The 14,797-nt window shown below is 33.4% G+C and carries 13 protein-coding genes; 7 read left to right on the top strand and 6 right to left on the bottom strand.

What is annotated here, in order from left to right:
* The first annotated feature begins 185 nt into the window (after positions 1–185).
* Positions 186–1,619, top strand: a complete 1,434-nt coding sequence (locus tag ACP7BT_RS07365; protein ID WP_041079146.1) for an alkaline phosphatase — start codon at positions 186–188, stop codon at positions 1,617–1,619.
* Between the two features lie 95 nt (positions 1,620–1,714).
* Here ACP7BT_RS07365 and ACP7BT_RS07360 read toward each other — a convergent pair whose 3' ends face one another.
* The 6 genes from ACP7BT_RS07360 to ACP7BT_RS07335 all read right to left on the bottom strand — a co-directional run bounded on the left by ACP7BT_RS07360 (position 1,715) and on the right by ACP7BT_RS07335 (position 7,382).
* Positions 1,715–2,590, bottom strand: a complete 876-nt coding sequence (locus ACP7BT_RS07360; protein ID WP_041079145.1) for a MurR/RpiR family transcriptional regulator — start codon at positions 2,588–2,590, stop codon at positions 1,715–1,717.
* Position 2,591: 1 nt separating this feature from the next.
* Entirely contained in the window at positions 2,592–4,031 is a 1,440-nt protein-coding gene (locus tag ACP7BT_RS07355; protein WP_002482546.1) for a PTS transporter subunit EIIC, read from the bottom strand.
* A gap of 72 nt (positions 4,032–4,103) precedes the next feature.
* Positions 4,104–4,991 (bottom strand): N-acetylmuramic acid 6-phosphate etherase, encoded by an 888-nt coding sequence (gene murQ / locus ACP7BT_RS07350; RefSeq protein WP_037537869.1) that lies wholly within the window; start codon positions 4,989–4,991, stop codon positions 4,104–4,106.
* 5 nt (positions 4,992–4,996) lie between these two features.
* A complete protein-coding gene (locus ACP7BT_RS07345) occupies positions 4,997–6,046 on the bottom strand; it encodes a MupG family TIM beta-alpha barrel fold protein (RefSeq protein ID WP_041079144.1) in 1,050 nt (349 codons plus the stop codon).
* 97 nt (positions 6,047–6,143) lie between these two features.
* Positions 6,144–6,473 (bottom strand): hypothetical protein, encoded by a 330-nt coding sequence (locus ACP7BT_RS07340; protein ID WP_011302542.1) that lies wholly within the window; start codon positions 6,471–6,473, stop codon positions 6,144–6,146.
* A 216-nt stretch (positions 6,474–6,689) separates the two neighbouring features.
* Positions 6,690–7,382, bottom strand: a complete 693-nt coding sequence (locus ACP7BT_RS07335) for a helix-turn-helix transcriptional regulator (protein ID WP_002482549.1) — start codon at positions 7,380–7,382, stop codon at positions 6,690–6,692.
* A 451-nt stretch (positions 7,383–7,833) separates the two neighbouring features.
* Between ACP7BT_RS07335 and ACP7BT_RS07330 the strand changes: the two genes are divergently transcribed.
* From ACP7BT_RS07330 to ACP7BT_RS07305, 6 genes are all read left to right on the top strand, one after another.
* Complete coding sequence (locus ACP7BT_RS07330) at positions 7,834–8,625, top strand: inositol monophosphatase family protein (protein WP_002482550.1); 792 nt, start codon at positions 7,834–7,836, stop codon at positions 8,623–8,625.
* A 140-nt stretch (positions 8,626–8,765) separates the two neighbouring features.
* Positions 8,766–9,719: an LCP family protein gene (locus tag ACP7BT_RS07325; RefSeq protein ID WP_037537872.1), complete on the top strand. Its 954-nt coding sequence runs from the start codon at positions 8,766–8,768 to the stop codon at positions 9,717–9,719.
* A gap of 320 nt (positions 9,720–10,039) precedes the next feature.
* Entirely contained in the window at positions 10,040–12,994 is a 2,955-nt protein-coding gene (gene fdhF / locus ACP7BT_RS07320; protein ID WP_041079142.1) for a formate dehydrogenase subunit alpha, read from the top strand.
* Positions 12,994–13,461 carry a DUF1641 domain-containing protein gene (locus ACP7BT_RS07315; RefSeq protein WP_002482553.1) on the top strand — a complete coding sequence of 156 codons (468 nt, stop codon included), beginning with the start codon at positions 12,994–12,996 and terminating at the stop codon, positions 13,459–13,461. Before fdhF ends, ACP7BT_RS07315 begins: the two co-directional genes overlap by 1 nt.
* A gap of 239 nt (positions 13,462–13,700) precedes the next feature.
* Positions 13,701–13,934: a hypothetical protein gene (locus ACP7BT_RS07310; RefSeq protein ID WP_011302547.1), complete on the top strand. Its 234-nt coding sequence runs from the start codon at positions 13,701–13,703 to the stop codon at positions 13,932–13,934.
* A 26-nt stretch (positions 13,935–13,960) separates the two neighbouring features.
* Positions 13,961–14,737 (top strand): N-acetylglucosaminidase, encoded by a 777-nt coding sequence (locus ACP7BT_RS07305; protein WP_037537874.1) that lies wholly within the window; start codon positions 13,961–13,963, stop codon positions 14,735–14,737.
* Positions 14,738–14,797 lie beyond the last annotated feature (60 nt).

Genomic DNA, 14,797 nt, shown 5'->3' with positions numbered 1-14,797 from the left:
AGGCTCTGTTTGTTTTTTTATTAAAATAATTTCAACATAAAAGGTTTCATATTTATTAATAAGCTATTTATATTCATAATATAGTTAATTTACAGAAAATTAACTATATTAAAATGTTCACTCAAAACTAGTGTTTTAAACTGAATGTGTAGCACGATAATACATATTAAAGGAGTTATTAATTTATGAAAATCTTCAATAGGTTAGCAACTATTTCTGTAGCAAGTGCAATTGTGGCTAGTACAGCATTGGGGAGTGCACAACCAACTTATGCATCAAGCGGAGGACAAGATTCAAATCAAAATGATGAAGTTTCATATATGGGAAATACTAAAAATCCTAAAAGTGTGATTTTCCTTGTGGGCGATGGTATGGGACCTTCATATAACTCTGCATACCGTTATTTTGCAGATAATCCTGAAACAAAAGAAATGGATAAAACAGCATTTGATCATTATTTAGCAGGCAACCAACGTACAAATTCAGATGATCCAAAAGAAAATGTAACGGATTCAGCTGCAGGGGCAACTGCTTTTAGTTCTGGTCATAAAACATTTAATGGTGCAATTGGTGTTGATGAAAATAAAAAGGATGTTAAAACTGTTTTAGAACAAGCTAAAGAAAATGGTAAGTCAACTGGACTTGTGTCTACTGCTGAACTTACGGATGCTACACCAGCAGCTTATGCGGCACATGTTGATGATCGTGATAAAAAAGACGAAATTGCGCAACAATTTTATAATGCTAAAATAAATGGCCAACACAAAGTGGACGTGCTACTTGGTGGCGGTGCTGAATATTTCGGAAAAGAGAATGGTAACCTCACAGATAAATTCAAAAAAGATGGTTATGATATTGTGAAGAATAAATCGCAAATGCAAAACTCTAATAGCAAGCAAATACTAGGTTTATTTGCAGATAATGATATGCCTTTACAAATTGATGCATCAAAACAAAATCCAAAACTTGTTGATATGACAGATACTGCTGTTAATAAATTGAAACAAAATGATAAAGGATTCTTCTTAATGGTAGAGGGTGCTTCAATTGATAAATCTGGTCATCCTAATGATGTTACTGGCGTAATGTCTGAAATGCAAGGTTTTGAAAAAGCATTTGACTATGCAACACAATACGCTAAAGCAAATCCAGATACGCTAGTCGTTGCGACTGCTGACCATTCAACAGGTGGTTTATCCATTGCTAAGGGTAAAGACTACGTTTGGAATCCAGATGCCATTCACTCAATGAAACATTCAGGTTCTTATATGACAAAGCAAATTGCTAGTGGTAAAGACGCTGCGAAAGTCATTAAAGAGGGTTATGGATTTGATGTAAAACAAAATCAAATTGATAAAATTAATGAAGAAGCTAAAAAATTAAAAGATCTTGATGAAGATGACGAAAAATATAAAGATCAATTACAAAAACTACAAGATGCAGTACAAAAACCAATTAACGATAAGTCTAACACTGGATGGACAACGTATGGTCATACTGGTGAAGATGTAAATACTTATGCATTTGGTGCAGGTAGTGACCGATTCCAAGGTAACATTGATAATACAGATAATGCCAAAAACATCTTTGATTTTTTCAAAAATGATCAATCATCTTAATTCAATTTCATAACTAAGAAAACAAATAAAACACTTTCTCTAAGTTCACAATACAATGTGATCATTAGGGAAAGTGTTTTATTTGTAAAAAGTAATTAGTGTTTAAACCGAATGGTAGATAAATGCTTACGATAATTATCTAAAGCCATTTTAGATTGTGTAATTGAATCCAGTGCACTTTGGTAATTTAAGGCAATATAGCGATAATATAAAATATCAACAGTAAACAATTGTGCGAATAGAGATGTCGTGGCAGCCATGCGCAATTCATTTTCATCTGTTTGACCATAAATAATGGTGTAATCTGATATTTTAGCAACTGGATTATCATTTGAACTAGAAATTGTAATAATAGGTATCGTATAATCTTTAGCGACTTTTGCCATGGATTGCATTTCGCTATGACTACCTTGATTCGTAACAAAAATAATACAGTCACGTTCATCATGGGTAGCTAGCGTCGACATGAATAAATGCGTCTCTTGAAGTAGACGAACATTAAGTCCTATGCGCGATAATTTTTGGAAAAGGTCAGTCACTATCACGAGAGAGGCACCATAGCCAAATAGAAAGATTGTACGTGCACGCTTCATCGTATCACATATGTAATCTATCATTTGGTCATCAATATGATTAGATACATAATTCATCGTATCAGTGACACGAGATAACATTTTGTTTTTAAGTGTATCTACAGATTCATTATCTACAAGTTCTAGATGATTATTGTTAATTGCATTATTAGGTAAATAACGAGATATAGCGATTTTAAGCTCTTGAAATCCTTTTCCAGTTATTTTCTTACTAAATCTAACAATGGATGCTGTACTTGTATCAATTTCATTTGATAAATCTTGGACAGACATATTTATCATTTTATGCGGTGTATTTAGTATGAAGTCAGCGATTTTTTTCTCGCTTTTAGTTAATTGATTATAATTGCTATCAATTTTATAAAGTACGTTGGTCATTTTAATCACCTAGTGTATCAGATTCTCGCATAGCTTTCGTTGTACCAAAGAAATAGGTGAATATGAAACCACCTGCATATGCTGCGAGTAGTCCTGCAATGTAACCTAAATACATATGATCTGAAATCAAAGGTAATAAAGAAATACCACTTGGTCCAATTGCAGTTGCGCCTATGTGACCAATACCACCTATGACTGCACCGCCAATACCGCCACCAATACAAGCAGTAATGAATGGCTTGCCTAGTGGTAATGTCACACCATAAATTAATGGCTCTCCAATGCCTAAAAATCCTACTGGCAAAGCACCTTTCAGTGTGTCTCTTAAGGTTGTATTTTTACGACATCTTACCCAAAGTGCAAGCGCTGCACCAACTTGTCCAGCACCTGCCATTGCTGCAATAGGAAGTAAATAAGTAGCACCTGTTTGATTAATCATTTCAATGTGAATAGGCGTAAACATATGATGTAATCCTAACATAACTAATGGTAGGAAGAATGCACCGATAATAAAGCCGCTAAAGACGCCGCCAATATCGATGATGCCGTTAATCACAGTAACAAGTCCGTCAGAAACGAACCCAGCTAAAGGCATAAATATAAAGATTGTTAACAAACCAATGATAAATAAAGTGATTGTAGGCGTAACAATAATGTCGATTGAATTAGGGACGATTTTATGTAGACGTTTCTCTATAATACTGAGTAACCAAACTGCAAAGATTACGCCAATAATACCACCTTGGCCAGGTTGAAGGGGTTCACCAGTAAAAATATTAGTAATCATATTTTTGTCTGTTAATCCCGTCAATAATGTTGTACCACCGATGACGCCACCTAAACCAGGTGTAGCACCAAATTCTTTTGCAGCATTGATGCCAGTGAAGATAGCGAGGTAAGCTAACATACCATCTTTGATAACGTTAAATACCGTAACAAGTTGAGTTACCCACTCGCCAGAAATTTGTCCTGCTGCTAATAAGTTACTTAATACAGCGGCGATACCACCAATTAAACCCGCACCAATAAATGCAGGAATTAAAGGTATGAAAATATTAGCTATGGTCTTTAATAATTTATTGAATTTACCACGTTTTTGTTTACTTTGGAATTCAGATTTATTTGCTTGGGCTTGTGCTTCGGCATTTGCACGGTAGTCTTTCGATTTATGTTTGATTGTTTCTCCTAAAGGGGCACCGCTTAATTCGGACATGTGAGATGCCACTTTATTAACCGTTCCTGGCCCTACAACGACTTGTACACGGTCATCTTTAACTACGCCCATAACACCTTTAATTGATTTTAGTTGTTCGTAATCAATTTTATCTTCATCGAGTACTTTAATTCTAACGCGAGTCATACAATTAATGATATTATCCATATTATCGATGCCACCAACCGCGTCAATGATATGTTCTGCTAATATTTGCTCTTTTGTCATAATATAACCTCCTCTTATATTGAATACAGGTAATCATTCTTGAATAAATTTGCTTAGTGATATCGTGGTGAATTAATTCTGTATTGCTTTTTTAATGATATGATTATTATCGTTAAGTCGAGTAACGGCTTCAGATTTATTAATATCGCAGAGATGCATGACGACGGCTACTTTTAAGTTTTGATCAGCGGATTCATAAAGTGATTGCGCTTGATCATATGAAATGTCACATATGTCTTGAATAATCCGTATGGAACGATCTATTAACTTTTGGTTTGTTGCTTTTACATCTACCATGAGGTTATCGTAAACTTTACCAACACCTACCATTGTAATTGTGGAAATCATATTCAATATTAACTTTTGCGCTGTTCCAGATTTCAATCTTGTTGAGCCAGTTAACACTTCTGGTCCTACATTCACTTCGATTGGATATTGTGCTAGGTCACTTATTTTGGTGTTTGTGTTACAAGATATAGCGACTGTGTGTGCTCCAATCTCTGTAGCACATTTGAGTCCGCCCATAACATAGGGCGTGCTGCCGCTAGCTGCAATACCAATAACAACATCTTTTTCATTTAGATGTATATGTTTTAAGTCTTCACGCGCAAGCGACTCACTATCTTCTGCACCTTCAACTGCTACTGTCATTGCACGTTGTCCACCAGCTATGAGTCCAATAACTTCATTAGTTGAAGTATTAAAAGTCGGTACACATTCTGCTGCATCGAGGACACCTAAACGACCACTGGTTCCAGCCCCGATATAAATGATGCGACCACCTTGTTTAAATTGTTCCGTTGTAACTTTAATTACTTCTGCTAATTTTGGTAATATATCATGAATTTGTTGGGGTACTTTTTGATCTTCAGCATTCATAGTTTCTAAGGCTTGTATAATGGACATTTCATCTAAATGCATGGTTGCTTCATTTCTTGCTTCAGTCATAGAATTATTCATAAATTTCAGCTCCTTGTTTGTATAATAAATTCAAAGGTATCATTAGGACGTAAGCAATCAATGAGCGGTATATCATCGTCAATAATTTGACCAACAACATTGATATGTTCGTGAGGTTGTAAATCTGTCTTGATAATTTGCAGTTCTCCTTGATAGCGACCATTGAGTTGGTTGTCTACGGTAATAGCGCCTGTTTTTCGGATATGATTAAATTGAGGTTTTATATCTGATTGACAATAATGACGTGCTTCTTGTGAGCGCAGTACATTTGCTGGGTTATCGATACGGACGCTATGTCGTTTTGATAATATGGATTCAACTTGTAAGTCTTTTAATGTGATAGATAAAGTGAAATGTCTTTGTGTTAAAAGTGATATGAGTTTATGAGCGTATCGTTGTGTTATTTGTGTATCGCCAACCATGATATGGTTTACTGATTGATCTAGTAATAGTTGAGCACTTTTAAGGGGGTGCATATATCTCGAGCATTCGAGTGTTGGTAATCCTCTATAAAGTGGGCCACGTTTTGTAGTTCCAACTATAAAGCCATAGATATTGGCATTAGGATTAAATTTCAAAATTAATTTATTTTGAGCGTTAACAAAATCTGTCGTTAATCCAGTATCTGGACGAGGATAATAGTTATGACAATAGCATATATAACTAAAATCATTTAACTGAGTATATAACTGTTGCAACAATTGTTCGGATACAATACTGGCATTGAGACAACATTGGAATCCATTTTCAATAATTTCATTAACAATATCAATAGAAGTACTATGATCTACGCGAATAATAAAATGCGCCTGCTGATATTGCTTCAAGAATTGATAGAAAGATTGATTCAGCAATGAAGGATTGATATCAATCATATAAGTCAGCTGATCGTTTGATAGATAGTCTAAAAGTTCTCCCAAATAGCGATATTTAGTATTCTCATTGTCTTCAGGAATTTGAACTGAAGTGAAAATAGTCGTGTATCCTAAATCAACCATGCGTCTTATATATGATTTATCGATGGATTGACCAAGATAAATAGAAAAACCATGCATTTTTACCACTCCTTTAATGCTGTAATCGGTTTCATTGTACAACATATGAAAAAGTATTACAATTTGAATTTCTATTTTTATTTAAAATGAAATTTTATTACAAATAATAGGAAAGTACTTGATGGATATGCATTAAACGTTGTTGGATAAGTTCGATATGTTTCGTGGTATTGCCGATCGTTAATTCGTCGAGCGGTTGTTCCATTTGATTGCTTAAAAAAGTAAAGTAATTATAATGAAAAAGGGATAATTGATACAAAGCATCTTGTTTAAATTCAGTATATTCTTGCTCTATAAAATCATGAACATCCTGTTTATATTGAAGTTTCTTTTTATGATTGGTAACATAAGCAAATTTATATATCTCGATTAAATTGAGTAACTTGGTTATACGTTTTTCTAAGTTGTGAAATTCTAGGTGATACATAGAATCATCCTTTCGTTAAATTGTGGCATAATAAACAATAAATAAGCGAAGGGTTTTTAAAATTTTACAATGCGATGGCAGAATTATAGATGAAGTTTTTAGTAGTGTCTAAAAGTAGGTTAATTAGAAGAAGTAGAGTACAGAATTAACTGAGTAGTGGAGGTATAGATAATTATATTTTATTAAATATATGGATAAAGAAAATCCAACTGAACATTAGGACTCAGTTGGATTTAAAAATTGTTGATAATTATTGACGGTAATATCTTGTGTTTTGATTGTTTTGCCAAAAGAATACGAAATATCATGAATATCAACAATCGGTATTTCATTTGTTTTACCAAGTCCAATTTCAAAAATGACAGCCTTCCAAAGTCCTTCATCACAAAGTAATCCAATGAAAATAACATTTTCAGTTACAATATCAGTACGATTATTATATTCCACGGCCATCACATTTCTTTCTGTACAGTAGATGAGTACCTCTGAGAATATATGGGGTAAATTGAGATGTTCACTATGATCAAATTTAATATAACGATCTAATTTTTTTAAATAACGTCTCATTTTTGTATAAGGTAAATTTAAGCATTTTTTAATAATTGCATTTATTTCTTCTTTATAAGGCAGTGTTGAATAAGATTGACTTTCATTCAAAACTAGGAATAAAGCAGATAATTGGTTTTCAGTTAGCTCAATTTCATAACTATTTGGTGTTTCTTGCAATTGGTAACCACCCAACTTACCATGTTTTGCCAAAATCTTAACACCTTGATCTTCTAAATCTTGAATGTCTCTTAAAATCGTCCTTTTAGATACATTTAAATCCGTCGCTAATTCTGAAGCAGTAATCTGTCTATTCTCTTGAATAGCTAGAACAAGTTTATTTTGTCTTTCGCGTTTATTCATTAGAAAGTTACCTCCCAAATGATTACATATTACATTTATTATATCACAAAAGTGACAATGACGACATTTAGAAAAATTTTTTCGAGAAATTTAAAGAAAACGCTTACATTTATGAGGAGGTTATGTTAGTATATAATTAGTAACAAAGGGGTAGCGAATAGATGGCAAAGGGGTAGGCTATTACATATAGTTTTGTTAACATCTATTTGTTCGAGTTACTAATCAAACATCTTCAATATTTATTACTTACTTTCCTTTCTATTTAACCGGCTAGCGACGCTAGTCGGTTTTATTTTGTAATTATTGAGTATATAAATGGTATTTTGATTAACTGTATTTTAATCGTAGCCAAATAACATGTATTTCAATGCGGATTCTGTGATAAAATAAAACAATTATATAGCGTATATAGGTTCGGTTTATATTATTTAAATGAAGAGGTGTATCTCATATGGAAAAAGAACAACTTATTAAAATAGATGATTCAATTCATGCTTGGTTTAATACGTTAGATGACATTATTCCAAAGTTAATCAATGATATGGTTACAAGTACTAAAAAAAACAGGTTTGATTTAGTGACCAATGTAGATAAATCCATTCAACAAAAGTTCGAGTCATTTTTAAAAGAACATTATCCTAGTCATCAGTTATTTGCAGAAGAGAAGTCTAATAGTGAAATCAATGCTAAAGAAGGTCATGTTTGGATTATGGATCCAATCGATGGTACAACCAACTTAGTTAAGCAACAAGAAGATTATTGTATTATCTTAGGGTATTTTGTAGAAGGTGAGCCTATGCTGTCATATATTTATGATTATCCACATGGCAAACTTTATAAAGCAGTCAAAGGATTCGGAGCTTATGTAAATAGCGAGCCATTATCATCGCCAGAAGATATCGAGTTAAAAGATGCGATTATTTCTTATAATCCATTAGTAATTAATGATGAAACGATTCAAGATTTGAACGAGGCATCATTTGGATACCGTTGTATTGGCTCATGTGGACTAGATTCAATACGTGTAATTAAAGGTCAGTTTGGTGCACATGTCAACACGAATCCGAAGCCATGGGACATAGCAGCACAATTTTTATTTGCAAGTGAACTTGGCTTGAAAATGACCACATTGGATAATACAAAGTTAGATTTTTCAACAGCAGGTCCGTTTATTATTAGTAATAAAGCTTGTCATACACATATGTTAGATGTACTTAATTCAGGTAATGGATATAAAAATTAGGAAATCACAAAAAATGTTTTAGTTTTATTATTTATTAAATAAATAATAGGTCTAAAGAACTATGTCTTATTTATTATATTACTATATAATGTATTATTAAATAGAGTAGAAAATTGACATAGAAATGGAGAATGATAAGAGTGAATCGTTCTGAAAAAAATAAAAAAATGGGCTTACCGACAAAAGTTTTCTTGTGGTTTATAGGCATATTAGTGATGCTAGCATTAATTGCAGTCATATATCTTGGCTATAAAATATTTTCTGTTGGAGGATCTATCCATAACCCTCTTGATAGAGATAAATCATCATTAAGAGATAAAAATGTGAATTTGGATGATGGAGATCCATTTACTATTGCATTATTTGGCGTAGATTCTAATGCCGAAAGAAATGCTAACGGCGGTGGACAACGTAGTGACACGATTATGGTACTATCCGTTAATCCAGAAAAGAAAACAACTGAAATCGTTAGTATACCTAGAGATACACAAGCAGATATTGTTGGTAAAGGGACAACTGAAAAAATTAACCACGCATATGCATATGGTGGGCCTGACATGGCAGTGAAGTCTCTAGAAAAATTATTAAATGTACCGATTGACCATTACGCAACAATTGATATGGATGGTATGCAAGATATGATTGACACTGTTGGTGGTATTACAGTAACAAGTAACGCAACTTTCTCTTATGACGGTTATCAATTTACTGAAGGTGAACGGTCTAAAATGGATGGTAAAGAAGCCATGGCGTTTATCAGAAGTCGTAAAGAAGATGGAGCTGGTGGCGATTTTGGACGTCAAGAACGTCAACAACTCGTTATTCAAGGCCTTGCCAATAAACTTACAAGTGTGAGTTCTATTACGCATTTTAATTCTTTAATGAATCATGTTGAAGATAATGTGAAGACAGATTTATCAGTCGGTGAATTAAATAAAGTAAGAAGTAATTATAAAGATGCAAATGACAATGTAAATAGACATCAATTAGAAGGCCAAGGTGGCATTCAAGATGACGGACTATATTACTTTGTACCTAGTGAAAATTCATTAAATGAAATTGAGACAAACATAAAAGATAATTTAGGTATTTAATATAAGAATAGCGCGTGAGAAATCAAATCTGATTTAAAAATCAGAGTGGTTTTTCACGCGTTTTTAATTGAGTACAAAAAAGCTATTTTAATAATCAATGAGATTGTAGATTGAATAGAATCTGATGCATAGCGCTGTTAAACATTGTGCTATTTAATAAAAAAATAAAGAATATAATGAAATACCTTAACAATTGAGAAAAATACCTATACAATAGTATTAACATTATTTTAAAAAGTGTGGGGCTTTTAGATGTAATGTTACAAAACATCTTATGAAGTTAAATACATGGGCGAAAATATATAATAGGGGTGAAGACTATGCAAGAACATTTGATTGTCTCGTTAGACGGCAAAGATTATCTTGTTGAACCTGGAACCAATTTACTACAGTTTATTAAATCACAAGATACATTTGTGCCTTCAATATGTTACAACGAATCATTAGGTCCTATCCAAACATGTGATACCTGTACTGTAGAAATCGACGGTAAAATGGAACGTGCTTGTAGTACCACAATTGATAGACCAATGATTGTTAATACGCAAAATGACAAAGTACAAGCCAGCCAAAAAGAAGCATTAGATCGCATTTTAGAAAAACATATGCTTTATTGTACGGTGTGTGATTACAACAATGGTGATTGTGAAATTCATAATACGATGGACCAATGGGGTCTTGAACATCAAACATATGAATATAAAGAGAAGCCATACGAAAAAGATTATGGCCCATTCTACCGTTATGATCCAAATCAATGTATCCTGTGTGGACGTTGTGTGGAAGTATGTCAAGACGTACAAGTAAATGAAACTTTAACAATTGACTGGGAACGTCAACAACCGCGCGTTATATGGGATAACGATACTTCTATAAATGATTCTTCTTGCGTGGGATGTGGACAATGTGCAACAGTTTGTCCATGTAACGCGATGTTGGAAGTTAATATGGAAGGTAATGCAGGTTATATGACTGACCTAGAACCTGGTTCATTAGCGGCAATGATTGATTTAACGAAAAAAGCAGAACCAGGATACGGTCCATTATTTGCTGTTTCAGATTCAGAAGCGGCAATGCGTGAGGAACGCATCGAAAAAACTAAAACTGTATGTACATATTGCGGTGTAGGTTGTTCTTTCGATGTTTGGACAAAAGATCGTGAAGTATTAAAAGTGCAACCACAACATGAATCACCAGCAAATAAAATCTCTTCTTGTGTTAAAGGTAAATTTGGTTGGGATTATGTTGATTCTGATGAACGTTTAACAAAGCCATTAGTGCGTAAAAATGGTCAGTTTGAAGAAGTGGAATGGGAAGAAGCACTCGCAGTAGTAGCTGAAAACTTTAATAAAGTAAAAGGAACTCATGGTTCAGATGGTTTAGCATTTATTTCATCATCCAAAGCAACGAACGAAGAGTCATATTTAATGCAAAAATTAGCTAGACAAGTCATTGGTACGAATAATGTGGATAACTGTTCACGTTATTGCCAAGCGCCTGCTACTAAAGGTTTATTTAGAACAGTCGGTCATGGTGGTGACTCTGGTTCAATTGAAGATCTTGAAATAGCTGATATGGTCGTCTTGATAGGTACAAATACAGCTGAAGCACATCCAGTTATCGCGTCACGAATTAAACGTGGTCATAAACTTTATAATAATACATTAAATGTATTTGATATTCGTAAGCATGAAATGGCGGAACGTGCTGATAATTTCTATCAACCAAAACCAGGTACAGACTTAGTATGGTTATCAGCAGTGACAAAATATATTATCGATGAAGATTTACATGACAAAGCATTCATTAATGAATGGGTAAATCATTTTGATGAATATTACAAATCATTAGCGCCATACACAATGGAATTTGCGGAAGAAACAACAGGTATCTCTAAAGATGCGTTAATTGATTTTGCACATCAAGTTGCAGATGCTAAATCTGTCTCTATAGCATGGGCTATGGGTGTTACACAACAAGATATCGGTAGTGATACATCGACTGCGATTTCTAACTTGTTATTAGCGACAGGTAACTACAGAAAACCAGGTTCAGGTGCGTATCCTTTACGTGGACATAATAACGTACAAGGATGTAGTGATATGGGAAGCATGCCAGACCAATTCCCTGGCTATCAAAAAGTGACTGATGATGAAATTAGAGCTAAATTCGAACGTGAATATGGTGAAACATTACCAAAACAAGTAGGAAAAGATAACCATCAAATGATGGAAGGTATCCACAATGGCGAAATTGATTCATTATATTTATATGGTGAAGATACGGGTATTGTTGATTCTAATATTAACTTTGTACAAGCTGCTTTAGAGAAAGTTGGTTTCCTAGTTGTACAAGATGAGTTCTTTACATTCACTGCTACTTATGCAGATGTCGTATTACCAGCAAGCCCATCATTAGAAAAAACAGGTACTTTTACGAATACGGAACGCCGTATCCAACGTTTGTTCCAAGCACTAGAACAAAAAGGTGATTCAAAACCAGATTGGCAAATTATACAAGCAGTTGCTAAGGCAATGGGATATGATTGGAATTATACACATCCAAGTCAAATCATGGACGAGATTGCACGTCTAACACCACTTTATTCTGGTGTGAATTATGATAGATTAGAAGGATACAATAGTTTACAATGGCCAGTAGCTGAAGATGGTACGGATGAGCCAATACTTTATCTTGAAGGGTTTAATTTTGAAGATAAGAAAGCTAATTTCTATCCATTAACATTTGATAATTTCTTTAAAGTGAATGAAGAATATGATTTGCATGTAAATAATGGTAGATTATTAGAACATTTCCATGAAGGTAATATGACTTATAAAGTACCTGGACTTGAATATAAAGTACCTAATGCTTTCGTTGAAGTCTCACCAGAGCTTGCAGAGGATAGAGGTATCCATGAAGGTGCAAAAATTAAATTGATTTCTGAAACGGGTGAAGTTGAGCTTGTAGCACATGTCACAGATAGAGTAAAAGGCAAAGAAATTTATATTCCGTTAAATAACAATGCAATGGCACATGGTGATCATGGTGCGATTAATCTATTAACTAATAGTGATGTTGATAAAGATACAGATACACCATCATATAAACGTACAAGTTGTCGTATGGAAGTGAAGACACGTAGAGGTAAATCACCATTGAATCCTACGAACTTCCGTGTTAATAAGCAACGTCAACCGCAATATAGTGTTCGTGTTCAAGATAAATGGAAGCGTGAAGATTATACTTTCCCAGGAAGTCAGGTGGATAGATAATGGCTGAGAGAATCACACAGATTAAACGCATGCAAAAATCAGAAGCAGAACTCAAGGAAGAAAGTTTAACTGAAGTGACAGATGCAATTGTTGCTAATAAGGATAGTATTTTAAAAGCAATCAATATCATTAGTACACTAGACGATGCTAAGCTATTAGATGCAATGTCTGGTGCGGTTAAGAGTAGAGGTGTGATTGCCAATAAATTCGCTGTAGAATTAAATAAAGAGCAATACACTGGTTTAATTTCAAACATGGCATCACTTGTATTTTTACTTGGTGATTTAAATGTGGATGATTTAACAACAATGTTAAATAAAGTAAACAAAGGATTAAGTGTTGCTAATAAGGCAAATCCAAATCAAAAAACGTCAATTACTGGATTGATGGGTATCTTGAAAGACGATGAAATGAACCGTAGTTTAACGTATATGTTAAATATGTTAAGAGGTATGTCTAGAGATTAACCATGGGCCTTGTAAAGCATAATTCATTAGATATTTAATGAGCGTTACAATTTATAAGTTCAATAATGAGGAATGTGCATAAGAGATCAAATAATCATTTTGGTTTCTAGCACGTTCCTTTTTTTTGTTTTATAAAATGACATATTGAAACAAAGCTAAATGTGATACAATTTCTAATGTCGGTATTAATTTTTAATCAATTATTTATAGCAAGGAGTGGAAGTCTTATCAGCCCGAAAATGGTAAAAATCTTAGCTATTATTTCAAATGTATTATTAGTGATTGGTATAGTATTTTTGATCACTTTAAATATAGCAATGGCAATAACCATGTTTGTTGCGTCTCTTGCAATAAGCTTAACCATATTTAATACATTATTTAGAGAGCGAACAGCGATGAAAATTATAATCAATATTTCATTTGTAATAGTTTTAATTGCTATTATATTTGCTTATGTTACATTAACAAAATAAGTGCAAGATGAGGAGTTTTTCACGAAATGAATGACAACATAAAGGGTAAAATACCTATGTTTATTATAATTTTAATATTAGTTGTTTTTGCAATCTTATTTATTGTTAATGAAACCCGTTTATTTGATGACGAAAAAACACATACTTTTGATGAAGCGGTTGAAAAACAAGTAGGTGCTGGTACATTAAATATGACAGAGAAAAATGGGCGATTTGTTGAAGCGTCTAAAAAAGATGTAGAAAAAGCAATGGATGTAAATAGTGACAAAGATAACTTAAATCATATGGATATTTCTGAAAAAGTGTCCATGTCTGAAGAAGAACTCAATAGTATTTTAAAAGATAAAGGTATTTTAAAAAATAAAGGGCAAGCATTTTTAGATGCTCAAGATAAATATGAAGTGAATGTCTTGTACCTTGTAAGTCATGCACTTGTTGAGACAGGAAATGGCAAATCAGAGCTTGCTAAGGGCATTGAAGATGATGGTAAAACATATTTTAATTTTTACGGCATTGGTGCTTTTGATGAGAATGCAGTTCATACAGGTAGCAGTTTTGCAAAAAAACAAAAATGGACATCACCTGAAAAGGCAATTATGGGTGGTGCGCGCTTTGTGAGAGGTAACTACTTTGAAAATAATCAACTCTCCTTGTACCAAATGCGCTGGAATCCTAAGTCACCAGGAGAACATCAATATGCAAGTGATATTGAATGGGATGAGAACATTGCTACGTTTATGAAACATTATTATCATCAACTAGGTATAAAAAAAGATCATATTAATAAAGACTACTATCTATAAATGAAGATATAACAAAACATTTGAAAGAGAGTCATATTAATAATGAAGAAATTGGGAAAT

Origin of the sequence: Staphylococcus sp. Y174-1 (assembly GCF_049897865.1) — a bacterium.
Lineage (GTDB): Bacteria > Bacillota > Bacilli > Staphylococcales > Staphylococcaceae > Staphylococcus > Staphylococcus saprophyticus.
This window is presented reverse-complemented; position numbering and strand designations above follow the sequence as displayed.

Excerpts from the sequence above, each read along its gene's own strand:
- ACP7BT_RS07365 (WP_041079146.1), top strand. The coding sequence starts at position 186 with ATGAAAATCTTCAATAGGTTAGCAACTATTTCTGTAGCAAGTGCAATT.
- ACP7BT_RS07360 (WP_041079145.1), bottom strand. The coding sequence starts at position 2,590 with ATGACCAACGTACTTTATAAAATTGATAGCAATTATAATCAATTAACT.
- ACP7BT_RS07355 (WP_002482546.1), bottom strand. The coding sequence starts at position 4,031 with ATGACAAAAGAGCAAATATTAGCAGAACATATCATTGACGCGGTTGGT.
- murQ (WP_037537869.1), bottom strand. The coding sequence starts at position 4,991 with ATGAATAATTCTATGACTGAAGCAAGAAATGAAGCAACCATGCATTTA.
- ACP7BT_RS07345 (WP_041079144.1), bottom strand. The coding sequence starts at position 6,046 with ATGCATGGTTTTTCTATTTATCTTGGTCAATCCATCGATAAATCATAT.
- ACP7BT_RS07340 (WP_011302542.1), bottom strand. The coding sequence starts at position 6,473 with ATGTATCACCTAGAATTTCACAACTTAGAAAAACGTATAACCAAGTTA.
- ACP7BT_RS07335 (WP_002482549.1), bottom strand. The coding sequence starts at position 7,382 with ATGAATAAACGCGAAAGACAAAATAAACTTGTTCTAGCTATTCAAGAG.
- ACP7BT_RS07330 (WP_002482550.1), top strand. The coding sequence starts at position 7,834 with ATGGAAAAAGAACAACTTATTAAAATAGATGATTCAATTCATGCTTGG.
- fdhF (WP_041079142.1), top strand. The coding sequence starts at position 10,040 with ATGCAAGAACATTTGATTGTCTCGTTAGACGGCAAAGATTATCTTGTT.
- ACP7BT_RS07315 (WP_002482553.1), top strand. The coding sequence starts at position 12,994 with ATGGCTGAGAGAATCACACAGATTAAACGCATGCAAAAATCAGAAGCA.
- ACP7BT_RS07310 (WP_011302547.1), top strand. The coding sequence starts at position 13,701 with ATGGTAAAAATCTTAGCTATTATTTCAAATGTATTATTAGTGATTGGT.
- ACP7BT_RS07305 (WP_037537874.1), top strand. The coding sequence starts at position 13,961 with ATGAATGACAACATAAAGGGTAAAATACCTATGTTTATTATAATTTTA.